Source organism: Pseudomonas sp. SG20052 (genome assembly GCF_031766055.1).
Taxonomy (GTDB): domain Bacteria; phylum Pseudomonadota; class Gammaproteobacteria; order Pseudomonadales; family Pseudomonadaceae; genus Aquipseudomonas; species Aquipseudomonas mandelii.
In genome coordinates, this window is sequence record NZ_CP134498.1 from 2,885,261 (window position 1) to 2,911,216 (window position 25,956).

General features: G+C 61.2%; 20 protein-coding genes. 10 read left to right on the plus strand and 10 right to left on the minus strand.

Annotation, left to right across the window (positions count from 1 at the left end; translation table 11 throughout):
- Positions 1-105 precede the first annotated feature (105 nt).
- The 9 genes from RHP74_RS13230 (at position 106) to RHP74_RS13270 (ending at position 7,075) form a co-directional block, all read left to right on the plus strand.
- Complete coding sequence (locus RHP74_RS13230) at positions 106-1,428, plus strand: MFS transporter (protein ID WP_083376877.1); 1,323 nt, start codon at positions 106-108, stop codon at positions 1,426-1,428.
- Positions 1,429-1,578: 150 nt separating this feature from the next.
- Positions 1,579-2,571 carry an AraD1 family protein gene (araD1, locus tag RHP74_RS13235; RefSeq protein WP_311099857.1) on the plus strand — a complete coding sequence of 331 codons (993 nt, stop codon included), beginning with the start codon at positions 1,579-1,581 and terminating at the stop codon, positions 2,569-2,571.
- Positions 2,572-2,581: 10 nt separating this feature from the next.
- On the plus strand, positions 2,582-4,162 hold the full coding sequence (locus tag RHP74_RS13240; protein ID WP_311099859.1) for an aldehyde dehydrogenase (NADP(+)): 1,581 nt from the start codon (positions 2,582-2,584) through the stop codon (positions 4,160-4,162).
- Positions 4,163-4,362: 200 nt separating this feature from the next.
- Positions 4,363-4,659, plus strand: a complete 297-nt coding sequence (locus RHP74_RS13245; protein ID WP_010459840.1) for a DUF5629 family protein — start codon at positions 4,363-4,365, stop codon at positions 4,657-4,659.
- On the plus strand, positions 4,646-5,821 hold the full coding sequence (locus RHP74_RS13250) for a lactonase family protein (RefSeq protein ID WP_311099861.1): 1,176 nt from the start codon (positions 4,646-4,648) through the stop codon (positions 5,819-5,821). Before RHP74_RS13245 ends, RHP74_RS13250 begins: the two co-directional genes overlap by 14 nt.
- A gap of 156 nt (positions 5,822-5,977) precedes the next feature.
- Positions 5,978-6,157, plus strand: a complete 180-nt coding sequence (locus tag RHP74_RS13255) for a hypothetical protein (protein ID WP_010459844.1) — start codon at positions 5,978-5,980, stop codon at positions 6,155-6,157.
- 210 nt (positions 6,158-6,367) lie between these two features.
- Positions 6,368-6,493, plus strand: a complete 126-nt coding sequence (locus RHP74_RS13260) for a hypothetical protein (RefSeq protein ID WP_255311789.1) — start codon at positions 6,368-6,370, stop codon at positions 6,491-6,493.
- A 115-nt stretch (positions 6,494-6,608) separates the two neighbouring features.
- Positions 6,609-6,821, plus strand: a complete 213-nt coding sequence (locus tag RHP74_RS13265; protein WP_010459849.1) for a hypothetical protein — start codon at positions 6,609-6,611, stop codon at positions 6,819-6,821.
- On the plus strand, positions 6,818-7,075 hold the full coding sequence (locus tag RHP74_RS13270; RefSeq protein ID WP_077749656.1) for a hypothetical protein: 258 nt from the start codon (positions 6,818-6,820) through the stop codon (positions 7,073-7,075). Before RHP74_RS13265 ends, RHP74_RS13270 begins: the two co-directional genes overlap by 4 nt.
- 171 nt (positions 7,076-7,246) lie before the next feature.
- Here RHP74_RS13270 and RHP74_RS13275 read toward each other — a convergent pair whose 3' ends face one another.
- The 10 genes from RHP74_RS13275 to RHP74_RS13320 all read right to left on the minus strand — a co-directional run bounded on the left by RHP74_RS13275 (position 7,247) and on the right by RHP74_RS13320 (position 20,468).
- Positions 7,247-7,843, minus strand: coding sequence for a glutathione S-transferase (locus tag RHP74_RS13275; RefSeq protein ID WP_311099865.1), 597 nt, complete (start codon positions 7,841-7,843; stop codon positions 7,247-7,249).
- The gene (locus RHP74_RS13280; RefSeq protein ID WP_311099867.1) at positions 7,840-11,481 is read right to left on the minus strand and encodes an AAA family ATPase; all 3,642 of its coding nucleotides are present in this window, start codon (positions 11,479-11,481) and stop codon (positions 7,840-7,842) included. The genes RHP74_RS13275 and RHP74_RS13280 overlap by 4 nt, the downstream gene beginning before the upstream one ends.
- Entirely contained in the window at positions 11,478-12,722 is a 1,245-nt protein-coding gene (locus tag RHP74_RS13285; protein WP_311099868.1) for an exonuclease SbcCD subunit D C-terminal domain-containing protein, read from the minus strand. The genes RHP74_RS13280 and RHP74_RS13285 overlap by 4 nt, the downstream gene beginning before the upstream one ends.
- 255 nt (positions 12,723-12,977) lie before the next feature.
- The gene (locus RHP74_RS13290) at positions 12,978-14,615 is read right to left on the minus strand and encodes a BatD family protein (RefSeq protein WP_311099870.1); all 1,638 of its coding nucleotides are present in this window, start codon (positions 14,613-14,615) and stop codon (positions 12,978-12,980) included.
- Positions 14,612-16,351 (minus strand): tetratricopeptide repeat protein, encoded by a 1,740-nt coding sequence (locus RHP74_RS13295; protein ID WP_311099872.1) that lies wholly within the window; start codon positions 16,349-16,351, stop codon positions 14,612-14,614. The genes RHP74_RS13290 and RHP74_RS13295 overlap by 4 nt, the downstream gene beginning before the upstream one ends.
- Positions 16,348-17,427 (minus strand): VWA domain-containing protein, encoded by a 1,080-nt coding sequence (locus RHP74_RS13300; protein WP_010459863.1) that lies wholly within the window; start codon positions 17,425-17,427, stop codon positions 16,348-16,350. The genes RHP74_RS13295 and RHP74_RS13300 overlap by 4 nt, the downstream gene beginning before the upstream one ends.
- Positions 17,420-17,914, minus strand: a complete 495-nt coding sequence (locus RHP74_RS13305; protein ID WP_010459865.1) for a DUF4381 domain-containing protein — start codon at positions 17,912-17,914, stop codon at positions 17,420-17,422. Before RHP74_RS13305 ends, RHP74_RS13300 begins: the two co-directional genes overlap by 8 nt.
- Positions 17,911-18,855 carry a DUF58 domain-containing protein gene (locus tag RHP74_RS13310; protein ID WP_010459867.1) on the minus strand — a complete coding sequence of 315 codons (945 nt, stop codon included), beginning with the start codon at positions 18,853-18,855 and terminating at the stop codon, positions 17,911-17,913. The genes RHP74_RS13305 and RHP74_RS13310 overlap by 4 nt, the downstream gene beginning before the upstream one ends.
- 5 nt (positions 18,856-18,860) lie before the next feature.
- On the minus strand, positions 18,861-19,820 hold the full coding sequence (locus tag RHP74_RS13315) for a MoxR family ATPase (protein ID WP_003218556.1): 960 nt from the start codon (positions 19,818-19,820) through the stop codon (positions 18,861-18,863).
- A gap of 294 nt (positions 19,821-20,114) precedes the next feature.
- Positions 20,115-20,468 carry a hypothetical protein gene (locus RHP74_RS13320; RefSeq protein WP_010459880.1) on the minus strand — a complete coding sequence of 118 codons (354 nt, stop codon included), beginning with the start codon at positions 20,466-20,468 and terminating at the stop codon, positions 20,115-20,117.
- A gap of 503 nt (positions 20,469-20,971) precedes the next feature.
- On the opposite strand from RHP74_RS13320, the gene RHP74_RS13325 reads away from it, so the two are divergent.
- Positions 20,972-25,873 (plus strand): NAD-glutamate dehydrogenase, encoded by a 4,902-nt coding sequence (locus RHP74_RS13325; RefSeq protein ID WP_311099878.1) that lies wholly within the window; start codon positions 20,972-20,974, stop codon positions 25,871-25,873.
- The last annotated feature ends 83 nt before the right edge of the window (positions 25,874-25,956 follow it).

The window sequence follows — 25,956 nt, forward strand, 5'->3', positions numbered from 1 at the left end:
TTAGTAATACTATATAGTCGCTTTCAACGGAGGGATTGCCCTGGCGGTTTTCAGCGAGAGGCGTCCCCCGAGGTTCTATAACAACAACAATCGGAGACCGATCTCATGAGCCAGGAACTGCGGCTTATTCGTCGCATTACGCTGAAACTGATTCCCTTCCTGATCCTGCTGTACCTGATCGCCTATGTGGATCGCTCCGCCGTAGGTTTCGCCAAGCTGCACATGGGCGCCGACATTGGCCTGGGTGACGCAGCCTATGGCCTCGGTGCAGGGTTGTTCTTCATTGGCTACTTCCTGCTGGAGATCCCCAGCAACCTGATGCTCGACCGCTTCGGTGCCCGACGCTGGTTCGCACGGATCATGGTCACCTGGGGCGCCATCACCATCGGCATGGCGTTCGTCCAAGGGCCGCACAGCTTCTATGTCATGCGCTTTCTGCTCGGCGCGGCCGAAGCCGGGTTCTTCCCGGGCGTTCTCTACTACATCACCCAATGGTTCCCGGTTCGCCATCGCGGCAAGATCCTTGGCCTGTTCATTCTTTCCCAGCCCATCGCGATGATGATCACCGGCCCGGTGTCCGGCGGTTTGCTTGGCATGGACGGCGTCCTTGGTTTGCATGGCTGGCAGTGGCTGTTCATCGTCATCGGCACCCCGGCGATCCTGCTGACCTGGCCGGTACTGCGTTACCTGCCGGACGGACCCCAGCAAGTGAAATGGATGGATCAGGCCGAGAAAGACTGGCTGACCGGCGAGCTGAAAAAGGACCTGGAGGCCTACGGCCAGACCCGTCATGGCAATCCGCTGCACGCCCTGAAAGACAAACGCGTGTTGCTGCTGGCGCTGTTTTATCTGCCGGTGACCTTGAGCATTTATGGCCTGGGCCTGTGGCTGCCGACGTTGATCAAACAGTTTGGTGGTACGGACCTGGTGACCGGTTTCGTGTCATCGGTGCCCTACATCTTCGGGATCATCGGGCTGCTAATCATTCCGCGCAGTTCTGACCGCCTGAATGATCGTTACGGTCACCTCGCCGTGCTTTACGTGCTGGGCGCCATCGGGCTGTTCCTCAGCGCCTGGCTGACGGTGCCTGTGCTGCAACTTGCGGCGTTGTGCCTGGTGGCGTTTGCGCTGTTTTCCTGCACCGCAGTGTTCTGGACCTTGCCCGGTCGTTTCTTCGCTGGCGCCAGTGCGGCGGCCGGGATCGCGTTGATCAACTCGGTGGGCAACCTGGGCGGCTACATTGGCCCGTTCGTGATCGGTGCACTGAAGGAGTACACCGGCAACCTGGCGTCGGGGCTGTACTTCCTGTCGGGGGTGATGGTGTTCGGGCTGGTGTTGACCGGCGTGGTCTATCGGTTACTGGAGCGCAAGCATGTGCTGGCGGCCGACCAGTTCGCAGCCAGTGCTCGCGGCGCGACTCGCACCTGAGAGATCACACAAATGCCCTGTGGGAGCGAGCCTGCTCGCGAAGGCGGAGTGTCAGTCGGTAATGATTTTGGATTTGACGGCCTCATCGCGAGCAGGCTCGCCCCCACAGGGTGCAATGCCGCCTTCAAGATTGTTTACAGGAGAAAATCCATGCGTTTAGTGCAGTTCGAACTGAGTAACGGCGAGCGCCGGGTAGGCGTGGTCGAGGAGGGGCTGGTGCGCGAAGTGCAGGACGCGCGCACGGTCCGTGACCTGGCCCTGGCGGCTATCGAGGCGGGCGTCAATCTGCAGCAGCAGGTGAAAACCCTGGGCCTGGGCATCGGCCATGACTACGCGGAGCTGCTGGCGCAACTGCGGATCCTCCCTCCGCTGGATCACCCGGACCCGGCGCACATGCTGGTCAGCGGCACCGGCCTGACCCATCTGGGCAGCGCTTCGGCCCGCGACAAGATGCACCAGCAGGCCGGCGATGAAGCGGCAATGACCGACACCATGCGCATTTTCAAATGGGGCGTGGAGGGCGGTAAACCGGCGGCCGGGCAGGCCGGTGTGCAACCGGAGTGGTTCTACAAGGGTGACGGCAGCATCGTCGTGCGTCCGGGCCAGCCGTTCCCGCTGCCACCCTTTGCCGAAGACGCGGGTGAAGAGCCTGAACTCAGCGGCCTCTACGTCATCGGCCAGGACGGTAAACCGTATCGCCTCGGCTTCGCGGTGGGCAACGAGTTCTCCGACCATGTGATGGAGCGCAAGAATTACCTCTACCTGGCGCATTCGAAATTGCGCAGTTGCAGCTATGGCCCGGAACTGCGGGTCGGCGAATTGCCGGCACATCTGGCTGGCACCAGCCGCATCCTGCGTGACGGTGAAGTGCTGTGGCAGAACGAGTTCCTCAGCGGCGAGGCCAACATGTGCCACAGCTTCGAGAACCTTGAGTACCACCATTTCAAGTACAGCCAGTTCTTGCGTCCGGGGGACGTGCACATTCATTTTTTCGGCACCGCGACCTTGTCCTTTGCCGACGGCATTCGCACCCGGGAGGGTGATGTGTTCGAGATCAGTCAGGCCGAGTTCGGCGCGCCGTTGATCAACGGGATCGCCCCGGTTGAAGCCGCGTTCGAGCCCGGCACCGTCGGCACCCTTTAAGGAGATACGCATGCCTCAGATTCTTGGTCACAACTACATTGGCGGTCAGCGCAGCGCGACTGGCACCGTCAAAATGCAAAGTGTTGATGCCAGCACCGGCGAAGCCTTGCCTCATGATTTCTTCCAGGCAACGCCTGAGGAAGTCGATGCCGCCGCCAAGGCTGCCGCCGCCGCTTACCCGGCCTATCGCAGTCTGAGTGCGGAACGTCGCGCGCAATTTCTCGATGCGATTGCCGATGAACTCGACGCCTTGGGCGATGACTTTGTCGCGGTGGTCTGCCGCGAAACGGCATTGCCGGCCGGACGTATTCAAGGCGAGCGCGGGCGCACCAGCGGGCAGATGCGTCTGTTCGCCAAAGTGCTGCGTCGCGGCGATTTCTACGGCGCGCGAATTGATCTGGCAATGCCGGATCGCCAACCGCTGCCACGACCGGACCTGCGCCAATACCGCATCGGTCTTGGGCCTGTTGCGGTGTTCGGTGCGAGCAACTTTCCGTTGGCCTTCTCCACGGCGGGCGGCGACACCGCGTCGGCGCTGGCCGCCGGTTGCCCGGTGGTGTTCAAGGCTCACGGCGGCCACATGGCCACCGCCGAACTGGTCGCCGATGCGCTGATTCGCGCGGCGGAAAAAACCGGCATGCCGGCCGGCGTGTTCAACATGATCTACGGCGGCGGAGTCGGCGAGGCGCTGGTCAAACACCCGGCGATTCAGGCGGTCGGTTTTACCGGTTCGCTGAAGGGTGGCCGCGCCTTGTGCGACATGGCTGCCGCACGTCCACAACCGATCCCTGTGTTCGCCGAGATGTCGAGTATCAACCCGGTGATCGTGTTGCCGAAGGCATTGGCTGCTCGGGCCGACACCGTCGCCCGTGACCTGACCGCTTCGGTCGTGCAGGGATGCGGTCAGTTCTGCACCAATCCCGGTCTGGTCATCGGTATTCGCTCGCCGCAATTCACCGCGTTTGTGCAGCAGGTCGCGGGCCTCATCGGCGATCAGGCGGCGCAAACAATGCTCAATGCAGGGACGTTGAGCAGCTATGGCAACGGCCTGCAAAAACTCCTAGCTCACCCGGGCATTGAGCATCTGGCTGGCAATCCGCAGCAAGGCAATCAGGCGCAACCGCAGGTGTTCAAGGCTGACGTCAGCCTGCTGATCAATGGCGATGCAGTGCTGCAGGAAGAAGTGTTCGGCCCGACCACTGTGTTCGTCGAAGTGGCGGATCAGGCGCAACTCAGTGCCGCGTTGAACGGCCTGCACGGGCAGCTGACGGCGACGATCATTGGTGAGCCGGCGGACTTCGAACAGTTCGGCGAGCTGACGGCGTTGCTGGAGCAAAAGGTCGGACGGATCCTGCTCAATGGCTATCCGACGGGCGTTGAAGTCTGCGACTCGATGGTCCACGGCGGGCCGTACCCGGCAACTTCCGATGCACGCGGCACGTCGGTCGGCACGTTGGCGATTGATCGATTCCTGCGGCCGGTGTGTTTCCAGAACTATCCCGACAGCCTGTTGCCGGAACCGCTGAAGAACGCCAACCCCCTGCGCATCCAGCGTCTGGTGGACGGCAAACCTTCCCGCGACGCCCTTTAACAGCTCACCGCAATCCCCGTGGGAGCGAGCCTGCTCGCGAAAGTGGTGCATCAGTCAACAACAATATCGACTGACACTCCGCATTCGCGAGCAGGCTCGCTCCCACAGTATTTTGTGTCGCCAGCATGTTGGATGAGCGACACAGACCCACCCTCACATTGAGCTATCATTGCGTCTTTCCCATTCAAAGATTGACTGCCATGACTGCCGCATCCGACACCTTGATCAACGCCCTCGAACACTGTGACATGCTGGAAATCGACGGGCTGCACGCCTTCGATTTTTCCCTCGATGAAGACGAAAACCTGCACATCGAATGCATGGACGGCCGAGCACTCAAACGTTGGGAGTTCAGCATTGCGCAGATCACAGCGGCGACTTTCGATCCTGATTTGAAGAGCTGGATCATTACCGGCGATTCCGGTGAGCATCGACTAGTGCCTATGGACGCGTTCGGCGGTGGTGACGACGAGGAAGAAGGGAATGAGGATGCATAAGCTCTGGCCGCTGTTGATGGCCGGCAGCATCGGCGCGATGGGCATTGAAGCCGCGTCGGCCGACGACTATCAGTTGCTGGTCGGTTCCTACACGGCGGGGCAGAGCCAGGGGATTTATCGCCTGAACTTCGACAGCGCCACCGGGCAGATCAACCCCAAGCCGCTGCAAGTGGTCACCAGTGAAAACCCGTCCTGGCTGACCGTTTCCAAGGATCAGCAGCGTTTGTTCGTGGTCAATGAAAACGGCCCCGGCCAGAAAGACCCGGTCGGGCGCGTCAGCAGTTATTCAATCGATCCCAAGACCCATGCACTGAGCCTGATCAATCAGGTGCAAAGCCTGGGCAACGAGCCGACCCATTCGAGCCTCAGCGCTGATGCCAGTCATTTGTTCGTCAGCAACTATTCAGTGGTTGAAGACCCGGGCGGCACGTTGGCGGTGTTGCCCGTGGGCGCCGACGGCAAGCTCCAGCCCGTGGTGCAGATGAGCAGTCACCCGTCGAGCCGGGTCAATCCCGAGCGGCAGATGTCGGCGCATGTGCATTCGACGGTTTCCTCGCCGGACGGCCAGTACGTGTTCTCCAATGACTTGGGCGCCGACAAGATCTTTGTCTACCGCTTCGATCCCAAGGCCAATCCGGAGCTACCGTTGACTGCCGCCACACCGGCGTCGGTCCAGTTGCCAGCCGGCAGCGGGCCCCGTCATTTGCTGTTCAGCGCCGATGGCAAACACGCCTGGCTGACCATGGAAATGAGCGCGCAGGTCGCGGTGTTCGATTTCCAGAACGGCAAACTTGAGCAGACCCAGATGGTTGATCTGGCGGCGGGCCAGCCTGTTTCCGACAAGGCCGCCGCTGCGTTGCACGCCTCGGCCGATGGCAAGTTCCTTTACGTCAGCAACCGTGGCACCGCCAATCAGGTGCTGGTGTTTGCCATCGATCCTGCGTCCGGCCATCTTAAGGAGCTACAGCGTCGTTCGGTGGACGGTGATCACCCGCGCGAGTTCAGCCTCGACCCGAGTGGCCAGTTCTTGCTGATTGCCAACCAGAAGAGCAACCAGATTGTTGTGGTCGAACGCGATGCCAAGAGCGGTTTGTTGGGTAAAACCGTACAGAAACTGCCGATGGATGCCCCGAGCGACCTCAAGTTCCTGGTGCGTCAATAGGCCGCAGGCCCCGGTTGACGGGGCCTGCATCCTTGTATTAATGCGGCTGATATCTGCTAATGCTACAAAAGATTTCAAGGCGCCAACCCTCGAAGGTTAAGTTTGCTCCACGGCCCCATCGGGCAAGCAAGCCAACTGAATCCGAGGAATACCGCCATGAACTTCAATCTCTTCTCCATCATCGCCGCTTCTGCCATCTCCGCCACCGTTGCTCTGCCAGCCAGCGCCAACGTTGAGATCAGCGACAAAAAATCCCACGCCCAGAGCTACACCCAGAAATACCTGCAACAGAGCGCCAACTTCTACGCGGCACTGGATCACAAGACCCAAGCCTGAAATTCAAGCCCTGCACCCTTTATGCAGGAGCGAAGTCACTTGCGCCGATCGATCGAAATACGTCGAACGTCGATGAGTGATGTCGCTCCTGCATAACGCGTTTACGACAGCATCACATTGCCATCAATGTATCGCTTGATATCACATAGCCATGCATTTAGATTTGACGTTGATTTTTTGACTCAACATCTAATAACAAGGATCGACAGCATGGCGATGCGTCTGGCAGTGGTTCTTCTGTTCCTCTATTCCACCCCCATTCTTTCGGCTGCTCAGCCCGTTTCCCAGGAGCCGGACGCGGCCCGCGAACGCTTGATGAGTTTTATTCAAGACTGAGATAGACGGGCTTAATGATCAATGAAGCTGATGGTGACTATGGAAAACCCTGAGTGGTTGTCACCGCTTTTTTGATCGATTCTGTGGGCACTTAAACATGCCCACGGAGAACACCATGGCCAGCTCAATCCTCACTTCTGCCAAATACGGCGCCTACCTGGCCATAGGTCTTTACGTGGCCCTGGTGCTGATCGTCAGCGTTTCGTCCAATTTGCAGCACACCTTTGAAGCGCCGGTTCAGGTCGCTTATCCCGCCATCCAGTTCGAACACCGTGCTCAAAGCGTCGTGGTCGATCAAGCCGCATCGGCGGGAGTGGCAGGGGCATGAAAGGCAGCAAACTCTGGGTCATAGCCTTCCTGGCATTCATGACCAATGGCGCTTCCCTGTTGGGGATAGGGCAGGGCTCGGCGGGTTCAGTTGCGCGGTCCATCGAAGCCAATCACAACCTGGCGCGTAATATTGAAACCGCAAAAGCTCTGGGCTTGCTGGCCGGCAATCCGCCCATGAAACGGCAAGACGATTTCTTCGGGCCGTTCCAGGTGGATTGCTCGGTAGTGGAGATGTGCGAGGTGTTCGCCTGAAAACGAGCGGCTATTGAGATCCATTGTGGCGAGGGCGTTTGTCGGAACGCCGCATCGCCCCGTTGGGCTGCGAAGCAGTCGTAAATCGGGCGACTCGGTGTGTAAGAAAGATTGAAGGGGGCTGCTTCGCACCCCAGCGGGAGCAAGCTCCCTCGCCACAGGGATTGTGCGTTACTTCTGCATCACGCCTACAAACAACTCTGACGCCAGAAACCGCTGCAACCACCCCTGCAACCGCACATAAGGCGTCTGCCCGAACCACTCGCGATCGACATGGGCGAATTGCCGTATGAACGGCATCAACGCCACATCCGCCAGGCTCGGATGCGCCGCCAGCAGATACTCGCGTCCCTCCAGCAACACCTCCAGCTTGCGCAAGAACACCTCACCTTCAGCACGATAGGTTTCCATCGGCTGCTCGGGGTAACGCTCGGCGTATTTGTAGCGATTCAAATGCACCTTGAACACCTGATCGTTCTCTTCAATCAGCGCGGCGATGTGCGCCTGTCCGGCAGGATCACCCTTGAGCAACCAATCCTGCGGATCGTTCTGCGCCAAGGCCCAGTGCATGATCGCCAGGCTTTCATCGATGACTTGACCGTCGATACTCAGCACGGGGACCGTGCCCTTGGCCGACAGCGCAAGCATTTCGGCAGGTTTGGCTTTCAGGCTGACCTCGACAATCTGCACCGCAACGCCCGAATAGCGCAGGGCCATGCGCGCTCGCATGGCGTAAGGGCAGCGGCGGAACGAGTACAGCGTATTCATTTGACCTCCAGGGTACTCAAGCCATTGCCCTGGCGTTGGACCTGAATCTGCACCGGAATCCGCTCATGCATTTCCTGCACATGGGAAATCACCGCGACCTTGCGGCCCTGGGCTTGCAAGCCGTCGAGTGCGTCCATGGCCAGTTGCAGGGATTCCGGATCGAGGCTGCCGAAGCCTTCGTCGATGAACAGCGATTCGATTTTCAGTGTGCTCGAAGCCATCGACGCCAAACCGAGCGCCAGGGCCAACGACACCAGGAACGTCTCGCCGCCCGACAACGAATGCACCGAACGCAGCTCATCGCCCATCTCGGTGTCCATCACCAGCAACCCGAGCATGCTGCCGCCGCGTTTCAGGCGATAGCGCCGCACCAGTTGTCGCAGCTGTACGTTGGCGTGATGCACCAGCAAGTCGAGGTTGTAGGCTTGGGCGATCTTGCGGAAGGTGTCGCCGGTCGCCGAGCCGATCAAGGCATTCAGGCGAGCCCAGCGTTGATACTCGCTGTAGGCGTCGGCGATCTGCTGCGCCAGGGCTTGGTTGGCGTTCTGCCGACGCTGATCCTCGGCCTGTTCGGCGCGCAGTTCGGCGCAACGGTGCTCGCTGGCGGCGAACAGGTTTTGCAGGTCTGTCAGTGCCGTGGCGAGTTGCTCGGCGTCGAGATTGCCGTTGTGTTGCGCCTGATGATTGAGCAGGCGCTGGTCCCGTTCCTGCAATCGCACGTTGGCCTGTTCGATGGCTTTTTCGCTTTGCTGCAAGTGCTGCCGCAGTTCGCTGACGTGCTGGTCGTCGACGCTCAGCAGCGCTTCCAGTCCGCCATCGTCGAGCTCTGGATGCAAGGCGCGCCAGTCGGCGATCTTTGCGCTCAGTTCGCGGTCTTCGGTTTCCAGGGCCAGCAGGCGCTCTTGTCTGGCTTTGAGTTCAGCGGCCAGTTCGACTAACCGCGTGCGCACGGTTTGCAGTTCCTGATGGGCTGTTGCCTGGGCAGTGCGCGCCTGTTCGACGGCTTGATCCAGTTGCTGCTGCCAGTGTTCGGCGCTGCTGTGTTCGCCCAGCAATTGCGTCAGCCGTTCCTGGCAAGCCTGTTGTTGCTCGGCGAGGACGGTGAATTGCTGCTGCGCCGCTTCCAGTGCCTGGGCGCGGGCCAGTTGGCGGTCCTGTTCTTTTTCCAGTGTCTGCTGGCGTTGTTGCTGTTCGCCGAGCTCATCGCGTTGCTGTTCGAGTTGCTCCAGGCGCTGGGCGATCTGCCGGTCGAGTTGCATGAAGGTCGCGGCCGGTTCGTTGCGCAAGGCCTCCAGTGTCTCGGCCGGAAGCAGGGTGCTGAAGGCGCTCAGCTCTTCGTCGAGACGCTGGCGATCACTGCCCAGCTCACGCTGCTGGTTACTCAAGTGCTGCGTCGCTTGCTGGCTAGCTGCCTCGGCACTGCGCAGTTGCTGCTGAAGGCGAGCCGCATCTTGTTGCAGGGTGAGCAGGGCGGTCTGCCGTTGTTCATCCTGGGTGATGCTCTGGTTCAACTGGCTGTTTTGCTGCGCCAGCCAACTGTCGCGCTTGTTCGCGTCCTGAGCCAGCAGTTGCGTCGACAACGGATGGGCTTCGAGGCTCGGCGTCAGGCCTTGTTGCTGGCTGGCGAGTTGCTCCTGTTGCTGCAGCAGTTCTTTTTGCTGAGCAATCAAACCGCCGACTTCACCGCGCAAATCGGTGAGTTTCTCTTTCAGCAGGTCGACGGCCTTCTGCGCATTGGCCTGCTCGCTTTCATCGTGGCGACCGAGGCTTTGCAGCAACGCTTCGGGTTGATGATAGGGATGGTCGGGGCTGCCGCAGACCGGGCAGGGCTGATCGTCCTGTAGCTGTGCGCGCAGTTCTTCGACGCTGGCGCTACGGGCCAGACGCTGACGCTCCAGCAGTTCGCGAGTGACGGTCAGGGTCTGTTCGGCGATGACCAACTCGTTCTTGGTCTTCACGCCGTCCTGGGTCAGGCGATCACGTTCCTGCTGGGCGCTGAGCTGGCGTTGCGTCAGCTCGGCGCTGCGCTTGTCGATCTCCTGCTGGCTGGCCCACAGCCGTGTCAGTTCTTCAAACGCCCGCAGTTGTTTGCGGTTGTCCTGCAACAAGTTGCCCAGTAACTGGATTTGTTCGGCCACGGCTTCCGGCTCGGCACCGGCTTCTTTGTAGAGCACTTCCAGATGCTGCTTTTGAGCCGCCAGTTCTTCGCCGGCGCGGGCGGCGCTTTGCTCCAGAGCCGCCAGTTCAGCCTGGCCCTTGTTCAAGCGATTACCGATCAACATCAGCTGTTGCAGGCGATCACGGTAGGCGTTCCACGCCTCGCTCAACGGCGCTAAATGCGTGCTTTGCTCAAGCTCCCCGGCAATCCGCTCCAGACGTGCAGCCACCTGTTTTTGTTGCTCGAGCAGGCCCTGAATCGTGTGCTGTCCTTGAGTGCTGGCCAGTTCCGCCTGTTGCTTGTGCTCTGCACTCACACTGGCGTCTTTGACCAGCCGAGCGAGGGTGCTTTGCTCTTCAAAGGCCTGGCGCAGCAACGGAGCTTTTTTCGTGTGCTGGCTTTGGGCGTCGACCAGCGCGGTCTGCGCAGCGCTCAAGCTCTGTTCGAGTTGCGCCTGCCGCTCGTTCAACTCGGCCTGCTGTTGGATGTGCTGCTGAATCTGCGCCGCCAGCGGGGTGAGCTGGGCGGTGAGTTCGGTCTTGCGGGCGAACTGGTGCCGTTGCGGGGCCAGTTGTTCCAGGCGCGTCAGCTTCAACCGGTCGCCAGCCAGGCTTTCCCAGTGCTGCCGGGCGCTGGTCAGCTGTTCGGTGGCGCTCTGTTGTTCGTCCTGCAATTGCCGCAGGTCCTTGAGCCAGGTGTGCTGCAATTCAAGTTGTTTGAGCTGCGCTTGCTGGGTCTTGAGTTGCTGCTGCGCTTCGTTGAAGCGCGCATCGAGCTCGGCCCGGGCTTCGGGAGCCAGCGGCGTCACACCCGTGGCCTGATCCTGCAACAGCTTGTGCGCTTCACGCGCCTCTTTGGCTTTGTCGAAGGCGCGGCGACCGAGGCGGGTGTACAGCGCGGTATCGGTGAGCTTTTCCAGCAGTTCGCTGCGTTCGTTGTCGTTGGCCTTGAGGAAGGCACTGAACTCGCTCTGGGCCAGCAGCACGGCGCGGGTGAACTGTTCGAAGTTCAGGCCCAGCACGGCTTCGAGCTGGGTTTTGAACTCGACTTTCTGACTGGCCAGCAACTGATCCTGATCGATGTCGCGCAGGCTCTGGCGACTGGCTTGCAGCTTGCCGCCGGCCTTTTCGCGAGCGCGATTGGCTTCCCAGCGCGCGCGGTAACGACGGCCATCGATGCCGACGAAATCCACCTCGGCATACCCTTCGCCGGTGCCACGCCGCAGCAAGGTGCGCGGGTCGCCGGTGCTGATTTCGCCATCGGCGTCCGGTGCCTTGGCCGACACCTGAGCGTTGCTCAATCGCGGAACGGCGCCAAACAGCGCGAGACACAAGGCGTCGAGCAAGGTGCTTTTGCCCGCGCCGGTCGGCCCGGTGATCGCGAACAGGCCGGCACTCGCCAGCGGTTCAGCGGTAAAGTCGATTTCAAAGGGCCCGGCCAGCGAGGCGAGGTTTTTCAGGCGGATCGCGAGGATCTTCATGGTTGTTCGCTCTCCATCTGCACGTCCTGCAACAGCTCGGCAAAATCTTTCAGCGTTTGCTCATCGACCTCGCTGCCGTAGCTGTCCTGCCAGGCACGACTGAACAATTCCTGCGGCGTGAGCTGGTCCAGTTCGATCAACGTGGTGCCGTCTTCGACACCCTCGTGACTGCCGTTGCCGGCATATTCGGCGGCGATGCGCACCAGGCGCACGGCTTTGCCTTGAAGGGCGCTTTCAACCTGGTGACGCAAGTCGGGTTGTGGTTCGTCGAGACGCACCCGCACTTCCAGCCACGGCTGGCGCTGAATGTCGGCCAGCAAATCGATGTTCGGCAGGTCGGCCAGTTGCAAGAGAATCTCGGCCAGCGGTGCCGGGCCGATGCGTTGCAGGTTGACCGCACGGGGAATCAGTTTCGGTTCGACGCTGACCAGGGTTTCGCCGTCGAGCGTGACGTCGAGAATCTGATGCTGATAACCGATTTCCGAGAACGACAACGGAATCGGCGAGCCGCTGTAGCGGATGCGCTCTTCACCGTTGACCTTCTGCGGCTTGTGTAAATGCCCCAGCGCGACGTAGCTGATGCTCGGCCCGAACAGGCTGGCGGGCAGGGCTTCGGCATTGCCGATGATCAGGCTGCGCTCGGAGTCTTCCGAAACGGAACCGCCGGCCATGTGCGCATGGCTGATGGCAATCAGCGCCTGGCCAGGCTTGCGCTTGGCATTGGCCGCTTCGATCAGCCACTCGTGCACCTGACCGATGCCGCGCAGGTAGTTGTCACCCAACTGCGCGCCAGTCACTTCGGCAGGGCGCAAAAACGGCAGCGCCAGGCACCAGCCGGCAATTTCGCCGCTGGCATCTGGCAACGGCAGTAACAGCCGTTCGGCGTCCAGTTGACCGTCGTCGAGCCACAGCACGCGGCCAAGCGCATGGGTGCGCAAACGCCGCATCAACGGCGCGGGCAATTCGATCCGCGAGCCGGAGTCGTGGTTGCCGGCGATGATGACGATGGTCAGCAGCGGTTGCTGCTCGTGGGCGCTGACGATGAATTCATAGAGGCGTTCCTGGGCTTTGACCGGCGGGTTGACCGTGTCGAAGATATCGCCGGCAATCAACAGCACATCAGGCTGGTCCAGCTTCAGCTGGCGCAACAGCCATTCAAGAAAGCAGGCGTGCTCGAAATCGCGGTCCTGGCCGTGCAGGTTTTGCCCAAGGTGCCAGTCGGAGGTGTGAAACAGACGCAAGGCGTACTCCGTAGGAAAATAAGGTGATGGCCGCGTGGAAATTGATGGCGGCGAAAAGAGTGGGAGTTTACTGGCAAACCGTCGTTTGGGTGCGTCAAGGGGGGTATTTTTGCCCTGACTTAAAGTATTCGGCGATCTTTAGGCCGTCATCGCGAGCAGGCTCGCTCCCACATTGGACCTGCGTTAACTCCAATGTTGTGTCCAGTACCGTCCCTTGTGGGAGCGAGCCTGCTCGCGATGAACGATGATGCGGTGTTACTTCGGATACAGCGGCGGCAGGCCACTGTCTCCCACCGGATCCTGAACCCGTTCGGCAATCGGGATCGCCTTGATCGCCCGCCACAGATCTTCGCCTTGCCAGTGCTGGCCGGTTTCGCTGTAGAGCGCGCCGTTCAAGCCGTCCAGTGCGTCGGACAGTGGCACGAAGCGGGCGGCCATGTCGGCGAGGGTTTCCGGTTGTTGCCGGGCCCAGGCGTCGAGGGCCTGGCGGGTGGCGTGGGGATCGTTGGCCTGGCAGGCGCGCTTGAGTTCGTCGAGGACGGTGCGTGGGCTCGGGCCGGTCTGCGCGGCGCGCAGCACAGCGGGTTGCCAGCGGCCACGCCACCAGAGACCGAAACCGAGCAGGGTGGTGCAGGCCAGGATCAGGGTGCTGAGTTTCCAGCGCCAAAGGGTTTCGCTGTCGGCTGCGGACATGACCGACGGCGTGCCAGCCGGAGTATCGACCACCAGGCTCGGATTACTCGCCACTTGCAGGCTTCGGGCCGGCAGGCTGCTGTGTTCCAGGTGATCTTCGAAGGTGTTCCACCAGACCACTTCCACCGCAGGCAACTCGATGGCGCCACTGCGGCCCGGCACCAGCGCTTCGCGCTCTTCACGACTGCCGATCAGGCCGCGCTCGGTGCTTTGGTTGCTCAGCACTGGTTGGTCCGGGTAACGGCGCAGGCCGTTGACGTCGGTGGCCGGCAGCGGCGGCAGTTGGGAGCTGGCCAAGCCTTCGGCCTTCAAGGTGAGGCTACGAGTCAGCGAATCACCCGCCTGCGCATGGTCCGGCTCCGGGTTCCAGCTTTCGCTCAGGCTCAGGCTGCGGGCCGGCAACCAGGGCAGGTCGGCAGGGTAGGTAATGGGTTTGGCCTTGACCGTCAGCAGAATCGGAGTGGAGCTGACACGCATCAGTTTCCCGGACTTCGGCGCCTGGGTGGCGTCCTGGGTGGGTTGGGTGTCGACGAGCGTGGCACTGAAAATCTGCGCCGGAATGGTCAATTCGCCGCTGTGTTGCGGGTAGATCGCATAGCGCATTTCAATCACGCCATGACGCAGGCCGTTGATGGCTTTCTCGTAAGTGCGCGACTCGCCCAGTTGTTCGATACGCGCATCGGGAATCTGCAACGGAGTCAGGCTGCTGTCGTCGTACAGCGACACCGAATGATAGATGCGCAAAGTCAGGATGGCCTGGGCCTGCACATAAACACTGGACTGGTCGAGGCTCGCGTCGATAAACACCGGGGCCAGTTTGTTCGCGGTGTCCTGGGTTTCGCTTTCGACCACTTGCACGGTAATCGGCTGGCTCTGCACCTCGCCCAGTTGCAGCGGTGGAATCGTCACGCTGCCGTTTTCCTTGGGCAGCAAGGTGATGATCCAGCGCGTGGTAGCGCGGTTGTCGCCGTTCAGGGTGGTCAGTTGGTTGACCTGGCGGGTGCCACGCACTTCGAACAGCGGTTCCAGCGGTGCCAGGTCAGGCTTGCCGAATTGGGTGACGTCGTTGGATTCCAGGGTCAGTTCGACCGTCTCGCCGGAGTTCAGGCGACTGCGATCGACACTGGCGACCAGCGCCGCCGCCTGAGCCTGGACGGTGCTGAGCAGCAGGGCGAGCATGAAAAGGGTGAAGCGGGTCATCGCGTTTTTTCCTGATCCTGATGTTGTTGCTGTTCGTACCAGAATTTGCGCCTGAGCAATTCGCCCGGGTCATCGGGGATCGTGCGCAGCCATTGCTCCAGCGCCTGACGCTGTTCGCCGTCGATATTGTCGCTGGCCGGCCGCATCGGTGGTGTGGTGCTTTGCTCGTCCCCCAGCTCGCTGCCCGGGACTTCATTGGCGCCCGGTTTCGGCGGTGTTGTGGCCTGTTGCCCGGCGTCCGGCGTGGTCTGCCCGGCGTCGGACTTCGGTGGGTTGTTGTCCGCAGGCTGTGTGGCGGCACCCGGTGGCGTTTCTTGCTCGGTGTCCTTGGTCTCGTCATCGGCGGATTTCTGCGGCTCAACCGGTGGCGGTGCGTTTTTCTGCTTGAGCAGACTTTCTACCAGTGCCTTGTTGGTCTGCGCGGGGCGCAGATCAGGCTGGCGTTCCAGCGCCTGATCGTAAGCGTCCAGCGCCGCTTCCAGCTCACCGCTTTTGGCCAGGGCGTTGCCACGATTGTAGTGGGCGTGGGCATCGTTGCCCTCGGCGAACCGCTGGGCGGCGCCGCTGTAGTCGCCGGCCTCATACAGCGCGACGCCTTGCCACTGCGGATCCTCAAAATGCTGCGACGCCTTCGCCGGATGGCCTTGCCTGAGCAGATGCAGGCCCCGTTGATCGGGGCGCAACCACAAGTCTTCAAAGTCGAAGGCATAGCTCGGTTGCGGCAACAGGAACAGTAAAGGCAGGCAGAACAACCAGCCACGGCGACCGGCGCACGCCGCCAGCAGCAACAGCGGCAGCAGCAGCCAGTAACCCTGATCGGCCCAGGTGTCCAGGCGCAAGGTCTGGCCGTCGTTGCGCAGGGTGCGTGGACCGTCAAGCAGGCCGAGCCCGCGCAGGTCGGTATCGCCCAGTCGCGCTGGGCGATAGCGTCCGCCAAGCTCGTTGGCAAAAGCTTTCAGGCTTGGACTGTCCAGGTACGGCACAAGGATCGCGCCCTGGTCGTCCTTGAGAAAACTGCCGTCCTCCTGTGCGACCGGTGCGCCTTCGGCGGTGCCGATGCCGAGCATCAGGAACTGCGTCGATTTTCGATCCAGTGCCTGGCGAATGCCTTCACGTTCCAGGTCCGTCAGGGTGGAACCGATCAACAGGATCCGGCCTTCACCCAATCCCCCCTGACTCAGCAGTGCCAGGGCCTTGGTCACAGCGAGGTCCGCGCGATGGCCGGCTTCGGGCATCAGCGACGGCTTGAGCGCATCGAGCAGATTACGGCTGGTCGACAGGTCATCCGACAGAGGCACCAGGGTGTGGGCGCTGCCGGCGTAAACGACGATTGCAGTCTGGGCGTCGCTGCGCACTTGCAACAGGTCCAACAGTTTGCGCCGGGCCTGTTCCAGCCGGTTCGGCGCAACGTCGGTGGCGAGCATTTCCGGGGTCAGCTCAAGCACGACCACCAGCGGGTCGGCGGGTTTCTGACTGATTTGTTCGACGCGCTGCCAACTCGGCCCCAACAAGGCCAGGACGGTCAGTATCCACGCCAGGCCGAGGACGACCCACGGCAGTTTGCTGTCGCGACCGTTGCCACCGCTCAGCAAAGCAGCGTGGAAGGCCGGTGGCAGGATCATCTGCCAGCGCCCGGCGCGTTTTTGTCGATGCCAGAGTTGCCAGAGCAGCCAGCCCAACAGAGGCAACAACAGCAACCACCAGGGGCGGAACCAGTACGGCCACAGCGCACTCATCGGCGCCTCCGCAGGCGCAGGCGTTTGAGTCGCTGGCGCCAGTCAGGCAATTGCGTTTGCAAAAACAGGTCCTTGGTAAAGAGCCGTTGCAGCGGGTTGTCCGGCCAACGCTCGCGCACCACCAACAACATGCTCAACAACAACGCCAGCGCCAAAGGCCAGTGATACAGCGCCTGCGCCGGGCGGGCCTGGGTCGGCTGTTGGGTCACTGGCTCAAGTGTGTCGAGGGTGTCCTTGATCGTTTGCAGCTCTTTGCCATCGTGGGCGCGGAAGTACTGACCGCCGGTGACTTGGGCGATGGCCATCAACGCCGGTTCATCCAGATCCAGGCTCGGATTGACCCCCAGGAACCCCAAGGTGCCGCTTTGCTCCGGGTCAGCGCCGATGCCGATCGGGTAGATTTTCACGCCTTCCTTGGCCGCCAGGCGCGCCGCCGTGAGCGGGTCGATTTCACCGCCATTGTTGGCGCCATCCGTGACAAGGATCAACACACGGCTCTGGGCCGGACGCATGCGCAGGCGCTTAATCGCCAGGCCGATGGCGTCGCCGATTGCCGTGTTCTTGCCGGCGATGCCGATTCGCGCTTCGTCGAGCCACACGCGCACGGTGTGCCGGTCGAACGTCAAGGGTGCTTGAAGGTAAGCCTGGCTGCCGAACAGGATCAGGCCGACACGGTCACCGTCGCGACTTTCAAGGAAGTCACCGAGCAAGTGCTGAACCAGCGACAGTCGGCTGACGTCTTCGTCCTGCCACTGCATGTCGGGGAAATCCATGGAACCGGACACGTCCACGGCCACCAGCAGATCGCGACCACTGGCGGCAATCGGCAGGGGATCGCCCAGCCATTGCGGGCGCGCCGCCGCTATCAGCAACAACAGCCACAACAGAATGAACGGTGCTTGCTGGCGCCAGGCCGGCAGGTTGGCGCGCGCACGGCGGCGGGCGAGGCCTTCGAGGTCATTGAGGAAACTGACCTTGAGCGCCGGTTCGCCACTGTCGGCCACCGGCAGCAGGACGCGCATCAACCAGGGCAGCGGCAGCAGGGCAAAGATCCACGGCCAGGCGAACTCAAACATGTTTGCGAATCCAGGTATCGACGGCTTGAGTGAGGCCGGCGATGGCCTTGTCGTCGAGTTTGCATTCGGGTTTGTAGGCGCCTTCGACCAGCACCATCCAGCGGGTCAGACCGGCGGCCGGGCAGCGGTTGTCGAGGAACGCCAGCCACTTACGCCCGTTGAGGGTGTGGCTCTGGCTGTAGGGATAGTGATTGCGGCACAGGCGTTTGAGCAAACCATTGAGTTGTTGCAGCCAGGCGCCGGCCGGTGCGCCGTCGTAGGGTTTCGGCATCCGCGCCAGTTCGGCGAGTGCGGCGATGCGCACCGGGTCCAGCGGTTGTTCGGCGCGGACGATCGGGCGCTTGTTCGGAATGAATCGCCGCGCCTTCCACAGGCCGAAACCGATCAGCGGCAGCAACAACAGCAACAGCCACCAGCCGGGCGCGGGGGGCCAGAACTCGATGGGCGGCGGGGTAATCAGCGGTTGCAGTTGATCGAGGCTGCTCATCGACCTTTCCCCGGTTTCTGTGGGTTGAGGTACTCGCGCAGTTGCTCGACCATCTCGCTCTGGGTGCTCAACGGCATCAGCAATACCCGCAGTTTTTGCGCGAGCAATTCCCAGCGAGCGATGCGCGCTTCGGCCTGGGCGCGGTAGGTCTGGCGCAGGTCGAAATTCAGGGTGTCGAGTTCCAGTTGCGCGCCACGTTCAACGAAACGAAGCAGCCCGGCGGCGGGCAGGGCGTGGTCCAGCGGATCGGACAGCGGCAGCAGCAACAGGTCGCAATGGCGCGACAACAGGCTCAGTTGCTGTTCAGAACCTTCGGTCAAGGCGCGTTCATCGCAGATCACAATCACCAGGCTGCCGGGGCGCAGCACCTCCCGTGCACGACGCAGGGCCATGTTGAGGGAATCGCGGTTCTGTTCGCTTTCGGTGTGCAGCGACTGATTGACCCGCACCAGACGGTTAAGCAGTTGCAGCAGGCTTTGTTTGCTGCGCCGGGGTTTGATTTCGTAGTGCTCGTTGTCGCCGAACACCAACCCGCCGACCCGGTCGTTATGGCCAAGGGCCGCCCAGCCAATCAGGCTCGCTGCCTGAGCGGCCAGCACTGATTTGAACATCAGCCCCGAACCGAAAAACAGCCGACGGCTTTGCTCGACCATGATGAAAATCGGTCGCTCGCGTTCTTCGTGAAACAGCTTGGTGTGGGGCTCCTGGGTGCGGGCGGTAACGCGCCAGTCGATGGTGCGCACGTCGTCGCCGGCCTGATAAACCCGCACTTGATCGAAGTCCACACCACGGCCGCGCAGTTTGGAGTGGTGCAGGCCGATCAGGGGGCTGCGCTGGCTCGGCGTGGAAAACAGCTGCACTTCGCGCACGCGATGGCGCATCTCGATCAGCTCGGCGAGGCTGACGCGGATGCCCGGCTCGGGCGGAAGGAGGGCGTTCATGGGGGTCAAGCGACGGCTACGACGTCGAGAATCCGCTGGACCACCCGGTCCTGATCGATGCCAGCGGCTTCGGCTTCAAAGGACAGAATGATGCGGTGGCGCAATACGTCGAACAGCACGGCCTGGATGTCTTCCGGGCTGACGAAGTCGCGACCGGCCAGCCAGGCATGGGCCCGGGCACAGCGATCGAGGGCAATCGAACCGCGAGGACTGGCGCCATAGGCGATCCACTCGGCCATCTCCGGGTCGAACTTGGCCGGGGTGCGCGTGGCCATGACCAGTTGCACCAGGTATTCCTCCACGGCGTCGGCCATGTACAGGCCAAGGATTTCCTTGCGTGCGGCAAAAATCGCCTGCTGGCTGACCCGGCGCTCAGGCTTGGTTTCGCCGTTCAGGGCTTCGCCACGGGCCTGTTGCAGGATTCGGCGTTCGACGGCGGCATCGGGGAAGCCGATTTTCACGTGCATCAGGAAGCGGTCGAGCTGCGCTTCCGGCAGGGGATAGGTGCCCTCCTGCTCGATCGGGTTTTGCGTGGCCATTACCAGAAACAGCGGTGACAGCTCGTAAGTGCTGCGCCCGACACTGACCTGGCGCTCGGCCATTGCTTCCAGCAATGCCGATTGAACCTTGGCCGGGGCGCGGTTGATTTCGTCCGCCAGCACCAGGTTATGGAAGATCGGGCCCTGCTGGAACACGAAGCTGCCGGTTTCCGGGCGATAGATTTCCGTGCCGGTGATGTCGGCCGGCAGCAGGTCGGGGGTGAACTGGATGCGATGGAACTGGGCTTCGATGCCTTCGGCGAGTTCTTTGATGGCCTTGGTCTTGGCTAGCCCCGGGGCGCCCTCGACCAGCATGTGGCCGTCGGCGAGCAAGGCGATGAGCAAGCGCTCGATGAGTTTTTCCTGGCCGAGAATCTGCGTTGAAAGAAAGGTTCGCAGCGCTAGCAGCGCTTCACGATGTTCCATCGATGACTGTTCCTGGAAAGGGTGACCGAAGACGTTCGAATAACGCCAGGGCTGGGGGCGTTACTTTAATCCATCGCGGGGGGCGGCGACTAACGGCATTTTGTGCAAAGTGCGGGAATTGATGGGTGAAATTGTTGGAAATTTGTAGGCGAGGGACAGGGTGGTGATCTGGCTGGCCTCATCGCGAGCGGGCTCGCTCCCACAGGTGACCGGGTTCTCACATGAAAATACGATCAAATGTGGGAGCGAGCCTGCTCGCGATGAGGCAGGTTCAGGCACCCGAGATTCCGAGGCTTAGAGCTGGCTTATATAGGTGCCGGTGCCTTTAAGGATGTTCTGCAAGGTCTCTTCCACTTCCGCCAGATCCTGCGCATCGGTGCCGTGCAGGATTTCCAGCGAGTCTTCGCCATCGAGCACATCGATGTCCGCAGCGGCGATTTCGATCAGCAGGCGGTCAGGGCTGAGGGTGACTTTCACACCGTTGAGGGCCGAAGGTTTGTCGTGGAAGATGATCTCCAGCTCATCCTCGTCCGGAAAGCGGCTCATCAGGAACATTTCGCCCTCGACGCTGTTGCAGCAGAGCATGGCCAAGTTGTCTTCTTCTTCGTCGCACGGGTTGACGATCAAGAGGTCAGTTGTCATTTGCATGGGGAAATCCTGGCTCGGCGAGCATCGTGAACGCAATAAAAGGCGATTCTGCCAGCCCTCGGGAATTTCTGCTTGTCTGAGTGTCAGATCATGTGTCGCGAACACTTGGAGTGTTACTGGTCATTTCTGGTACGGATGTGCCGCAAAACCGGGGATAAAGCGCCCGTTTTCCTGCACGACTGCTAGTGTTGTTCGAGGCGCATGTCGTGAGCTGCGTACCGATGACCGAATATGTCGCAGCGCCGCAAGCACAGGCCTTGCCGCACTCGTTAAGCTGCGCATCGAATGGATATCCGTAAAGACAGTGTGCAATTCATCGCACAGGCGTTTTTGCCGATACCCCTTCATGGAAGGTGAATGTGACCTGAGTGTCTCGTCCAGCTTCACCCACCTGTCACCCTGTTTCCTCTGCCCGAGAATCAGGAACAGGGTGACGGATCGCCCCGAAAGGGGTTTTGCACGCGACGCTTCCATCAATAACAAGCCCAAGCGGAGTACCACAGATGGCGTTCTTCACCGCAGCCAGCAAAGCCGACTTCCAGCACCAACTGCAAGCGGCACTGGCCCAGCACATCAGTGAACAGGCACTGCCACAAGTGGCGCTGTTCGCTGAACAATTCTTCGGCATCATTTCCCTGGACGAGCTGACCCAGCGTCGGTTGTCCGACCTCGCCGGCTGCACCCTTTCTGCGTGGCGCCTGCTTGAGCGCTTCGATCACGCGCAACCGCAAGTGCGCGTCTACAACCCGGATTACGAACGCCACGGCTGGCAGTCGACCCACACCGCGGTCGAAGTGCTGCACCACGACCTGCCATTTCTGGTGGACTCGGTGCGTACCGAGCTGAACCGTCGCGGCTACAGCATTCACACCCTGCAAACCACTGTGCTGAGCGTGCGTCGCGGCAGCAAGGGCGAGCTGCTGGAAATCCTGCCGAAAGGCACCCAGGGCGAAGGCATTCTGCAAGAATCGCTGATGTACCTGGAAATCGACCGCTGCGCCAACGCGGCCGAGCTCAATGTCCTGACCAAAGAGCTGGAGCAGGTTCTCGGTGAAGTCCGCGTCGCGGTCACCGATTTCGAACCGATGAAAGACAAGGTCCAGGAAATTCTCTCCGGCCTGGACAACAGCCAGTACGCCGTCGATCCAGAAGAAAAAGCCGAAATCAAAAGCTTCCTGGAATGGCTCGTGGGCAACCACTTCACATTCCTGGGCTATGAAGAGTTCGTGGTTCGCGATGAAGTCGACGGTGGTCACATCGTCTACGACCAGGATTCCTTCCTGGGCCTGACCAAACTGCTGCGCACCGGCCTGACCTATGATGACCTGCGCATCGAAGACTACGCCGTGAACTACCTGCGTGAACCGACCCTGCTGTCGTTCGCCAAGGCTGCGCACCCAAGCCGTGTACACCGTCCGGCTTACCCGGATTACGTGTCGATCCGCGAAATTGACGCCGACGGCAAAGTCATCAAGGAATGCCGTTTCATGGGCCTGTACACCTCTTCGGTGTATGGCGAGAGCGTGCGGGTCATTCCGTACATCCGCCGCAAGGTCGAAGAAATCGAACGCCGTTCCGGCTTCCAGCCCAAGGCTCACCTGGGCAAGGAACTGGCGCAGGTGGTCGAAGTGCTGCCGCGTGACGATCTGTTCCAGACGCCGGTGGACGAGCTGTTCAGCACCGTGATGTCGATCGTGCAGATCCAGGAGCGCAACAAGATCCGCGTGTTCCTGCGCAAAGACCCGTATGGCCGTTTCTGCTACTGCCTGGCCTACGTGCCGCGCGACATCTACTCCACCGAAGTGCGCCAGAAGATCCAGCAAGTGCTGATGGATCGCCTGAAAGCCTCGGACTGCGAGTTCTGGACCTTCTTCTCCGAGTCCGTGCTGGCACGCGTGCAACTGATTCTGCGCGTCGATCCGAAGAACCGTCTCGACATCGACCCGGTCCTGCTGGAAAAAGAAGTGGTCCAGGCCTGCCGCAGCTGGCAGGACGACTACGCCAGTCTGGTAGTCGAAAGCTTCGGCGAAGCCCACGGCACCAACGTGCTGGCTGACTTCCCGAAAGGCTTTCCAGCCGGTTACCGCGAGCGTTTCGCTGCCCATTCGGCCGTGGTCGATATGCAGCACCTGCTGAGCCTGACCGAAAAAAATCCGCTGGTGATGAGTTTCTATCAGCCACTGGGCCAGGTGTCTGGTCAGCGCGAATTGCACTGCAAGCTGTATCACGCCGATACACCGCTGGCGCTGTCCGACGTGTTGCCGATCCTGGAAAACCTCGGTCTGCGCGTGTTGGGTGAATTCCCGTATCGCCTGCGCCACAACAGTGGCCGCGAGTTCTGGATTCACGACTTCGCGTTCACCGCCGCTGAAGGCCTGGAACTCGACATCCAGCAACTCAACGACACCTTGCAGGACGCCTTCGTCCACATCGTGCGTGGCGATGCCGAGAACGATGCATTCAACCGCCTGGTGCTGACCGCCGGCCTGCCTTGGCGCGATGTGGCGCTGTTGCGTGCCTACGCCCGTTACATGAAGCAGATTCGCCTGGGCTTCGACCTGGGTTACATCGCCAGCACCCTGAACAACCACACCGACATCGCTCGCGAGTTGACCCGGTTGTTCAAGACCCGTTTCTACCTGGCGCGCAAGCTGACCAGCGACGATCTGGAAGACAAGCAGCAACGCCTGGAACACGCGATCATTACCGCGCTGGACGAAGTCCAGGTGCTCAACGAAGACCGTATCCTGCGTCGCTACCTGGACCTGATCAAGGCCACGCTGCGGACCAACTTCTACCAGACCGATGCGAACGGCAAGAACAAGTCCTACTTCAGCTTCAAGTTCAACCCGCACCAGATTCCAGAGCTGCCCAAGCCCGTACCGAAGTTCGAAATCTTCGTTTACTCGCCACGCGTCGAAGGCGTGCACCTGCGCTTCGGCAACGTCGCTCGCGGTGGTCTGCGCTGGTCTGACCGTGAAGAAGACTTCCGTACCGAAGTGCTGGGCCTGGTAAAAGCCCAGCAAGTGAAGAACTCGGTCATCGTGCCAGTGGGCGCCAAGGGCGGCTTCCTGCCGCGTCGTCTGCCACTGGGCGGCAGCCGAGACGAGATCGCGGCCGAGGGCATCGCCTGCTACCGCATCTTCATTTCGGGCCTGTTGGACATCACCGACAACCTGAAGGACGGTGCACTGGTTCCGCCGGCCAACGTCGTGCGTCATGACGACGATGACCCGTACCTGGTGGTCGCTGCGGACAAGGGCACTGCCACCTTCTCCGACATCGCCAACGGTATCGCCATCGACTACGGCTTCTGGCTCGGCGATGCATTCGCATCGGGCGGTTCTGCCGGTTACGACCACAAGAAGATGGGCATCACCGCCAAAGGCGCGTGGGTGGGCGTTCAACGTCACTTCCGCGAGCGCGGCATCAATGTCCAGGAAGACAGCATCACCGTGGTGGGCGTCGGCGACATGGCCGGTGACGTGTTCGGTAACGGCTTGTTGATGTCCGACAAGCTGCAACTGGTCGCAGCCTTCAACCACTTGCACATCTTCATTGACCCGAACCCGGAGCCTGCCAACAGCTTCGCCGAGCGTCAGCGCCTGTTCGACCTGCCGCGCTCGGCCTGGTCGGATTACGACACCAGCATCATGTCCGAAGGCGGCGGGATCTTCTCCCGCAGCGCGAAAAGCATCGCGATTTCCCCGCAGATGAAAGAGCGCTTCGACATCCAGGCGGACAAACTGACCCCGACCGAACTGCTGAATGCCTTGCTCAAGGCACCGGTAGACCTGTTGTGGAACGGCGGTATCGGCACCTACGTCAAAGCCAGCACCGAAAGCCACGCCGATGTCGGCGACAAGGCCAACGATGCACTGCGCGTGAACGGCAACGAACTGCGCTGCAAAGTGGTGGGCGAGGGCGGTAACCTCGGTATGACCCAACTGGGTCGTGTCGAATTCGGCCTCAATGGCGGCGGTTCCAACACCGACTTCATCGATAACGCCGGTGGCGTGGACTGCTCCGACCACGAAGTGAACATCAAGATCCTGCTGAACGAAGTGGTTCAGGCCGGTGACATGACCGACAAGCAACGTAACCAGTTGCTGGCGAGCATGACCGACGAAGTCGGCAACCTGGTGCTGGGCAACAACTACAAGCAGACCCAGGCCCTGTCCCTGGCGGCGCGTCGTGCCTTGCCGCGGATCGCTGAATACAAGCGCCTGATGAACGATCTGGAAGGTCGCGGCAAGCTGGATCGCGCCATCGAGTTCCTGCCGGCCGAAGAAGCCATCAACGAGCGCGTCGCTGCAGGCCATGGCCTGACCCGTGCCGAGCTGTCGGTGCTGATCTCCTACAGCAAGATCGACCTCAAGGAAGCGCTGCTCAATTCCCAGGTGCCGGACGACGACTACCTGACGCGCGACATGGAAACCGCTTTCCCGCCAAGCCTGGTGAGCAAGTTTTCCCAAGCCATGCGCCGTCACCGTCTGAAGCGCGAAATCGTCAGCACCCAGATCGCCAACGATCTGGTCAACCACATGGGCATCACCTTCGTTCAGCGACTCAAAGAGTCGACCGGCATGAGCCCGGCGAACGTGGCCGGTGCGTATGTGATCGTGCGTGACATCTTCCATCTCCCGCATTGGTTCCGTCAGATCGAATCCCTGGATTATCAGGTTTCCGCCGACGTGCAACTGGAGCTGATGGACGAGCTGATGCGCCTGGGCCGTCGCGCCACGCGCTGGTTCCTGCGTGCCCGTCGCAACGAGCAGAACGCTGCCCGTGACGTTGCGCACTTCGGTCCGCACCTCAAGGAGCTGGGGCTGAAGCTTGACGAACTGCTCAGTGGCGAGATCCGCGACACCTGGCAGGCCCGCTATCAGGCGTACGTCGAAGCCGGTGTGCCGGAGTTGCTCGCACGCATGGTGGCTGGCACTTCGCACTTGTACACCCTGCTGCCGATCATCGAGGCCTCCGACGTGACCGGCCAGAACCCTGCAGACGTGGCCAAGGCCTACTTCGCCGTGGGCAGCGCGCTGGACATTACCTGGTACCTGCAACAGATCAGCGCTCTGCCGGTTGAAAACAACTGGCAGGCCCTGGCCCGGGAAGCGTTCCGTGATGACGTCGACTGGCAGCAACGTGCGATCACCATCTCCGTCCTGCAACAGGGCGACGGCACTCAGGACGTGGAAACCCGCCTGGCGCTGTGGATGGAAGAGCACAAAGGCATGATCGAACGCTGGCGCGCCATGCTGGTGGAAATCCGTGCCGCCAGCGGCACCGATTACGCCATGTACGCGGTGGCCAACCGTGAGTTGCTGGACCTGGCGTTGAGCGGGCAAGCGGTAGTGCCTGCGCCTGTCACAGCAGCTGCCGAGCTGGAACCGGCTGCCTGATCAAGCGCTGAATGAACAAGCCCCGTCTTGAAAGAGGCGGGGCTTTTTTTTGTCTTGCTGTCCCGTCCTGAATAAGGTTTACA

Bases quoted from the DNA above. Each gene is read 5' to 3' on its own strand.
- RHP74_RS13230 (WP_083376877.1), top strand. From the start codon at position 106: ATGAGCCAGGAACTGCGGCTTATTCGTCGCATTACGCTGAAACTGATT.
- araD1 (WP_311099857.1), top strand. From the start codon at position 1,579: ATGCGTTTAGTGCAGTTCGAACTGAGTAACGGCGAGCGCCGGGTAGGC.
- RHP74_RS13240 (WP_311099859.1), top strand. From the start codon at position 2,582: ATGCCTCAGATTCTTGGTCACAACTACATTGGCGGTCAGCGCAGCGCG.
- RHP74_RS13245 (WP_010459840.1), top strand. From the start codon at position 4,363: ATGACTGCCGCATCCGACACCTTGATCAACGCCCTCGAACACTGTGAC.
- RHP74_RS13250 (WP_311099861.1), top strand. From the start codon at position 4,646: ATGAGGATGCATAAGCTCTGGCCGCTGTTGATGGCCGGCAGCATCGGC.
- RHP74_RS13255 (WP_010459844.1), top strand. From the start codon at position 5,978: ATGAACTTCAATCTCTTCTCCATCATCGCCGCTTCTGCCATCTCCGCC.
- RHP74_RS13260 (WP_255311789.1), top strand. From the start codon at position 6,368: ATGGCGATGCGTCTGGCAGTGGTTCTTCTGTTCCTCTATTCCACCCCC.
- RHP74_RS13265 (WP_010459849.1), top strand. From the start codon at position 6,609: ATGGCCAGCTCAATCCTCACTTCTGCCAAATACGGCGCCTACCTGGCC.
- RHP74_RS13270 (WP_077749656.1), top strand. From the start codon at position 6,818: ATGAAAGGCAGCAAACTCTGGGTCATAGCCTTCCTGGCATTCATGACC.
- RHP74_RS13275 (WP_311099865.1), bottom strand. From the start codon at position 7,843: ATGAATACGCTGTACTCGTTCCGCCGCTGCCCTTACGCCATGCGAGCG.
- RHP74_RS13280 (WP_311099867.1), bottom strand. From the start codon at position 11,481: ATGAAGATCCTCGCGATCCGCCTGAAAAACCTCGCCTCGCTGGCCGGG.
- RHP74_RS13290 (WP_311099870.1), bottom strand. From the start codon at position 14,615: ATGACCCGCTTCACCCTTTTCATGCTCGCCCTGCTGCTCAGCACCGTC.
- RHP74_RS13295 (WP_311099872.1), bottom strand. From the start codon at position 16,351: ATGAGTGCGCTGTGGCCGTACTGGTTCCGCCCCTGGTGGTTGCTGTTG.
- RHP74_RS13300 (WP_010459863.1), bottom strand. From the start codon at position 17,427: ATGTTTGAGTTCGCCTGGCCGTGGATCTTTGCCCTGCTGCCGCTGCCC.
- RHP74_RS13305 (WP_010459865.1), bottom strand. From the start codon at position 17,914: ATGAGCAGCCTCGATCAACTGCAACCGCTGATTACCCCGCCGCCCATC.
- RHP74_RS13310 (WP_010459867.1), bottom strand. From the start codon at position 18,855: ATGAACGCCCTCCTTCCGCCCGAGCCGGGCATCCGCGTCAGCCTCGCC.
- RHP74_RS13315 (WP_003218556.1), bottom strand. From the start codon at position 19,820: ATGGAACATCGTGAAGCGCTGCTAGCGCTGCGAACCTTTCTTTCAACG.
- RHP74_RS13320 (WP_010459880.1), bottom strand. From the start codon at position 20,468: ATGCAAATGACAACTGACCTCTTGATCGTCAACCCGTGCGACGAAGAA.
- RHP74_RS13325 (WP_311099878.1), top strand. From the start codon at position 20,972: ATGGCGTTCTTCACCGCAGCCAGCAAAGCCGACTTCCAGCACCAACTG.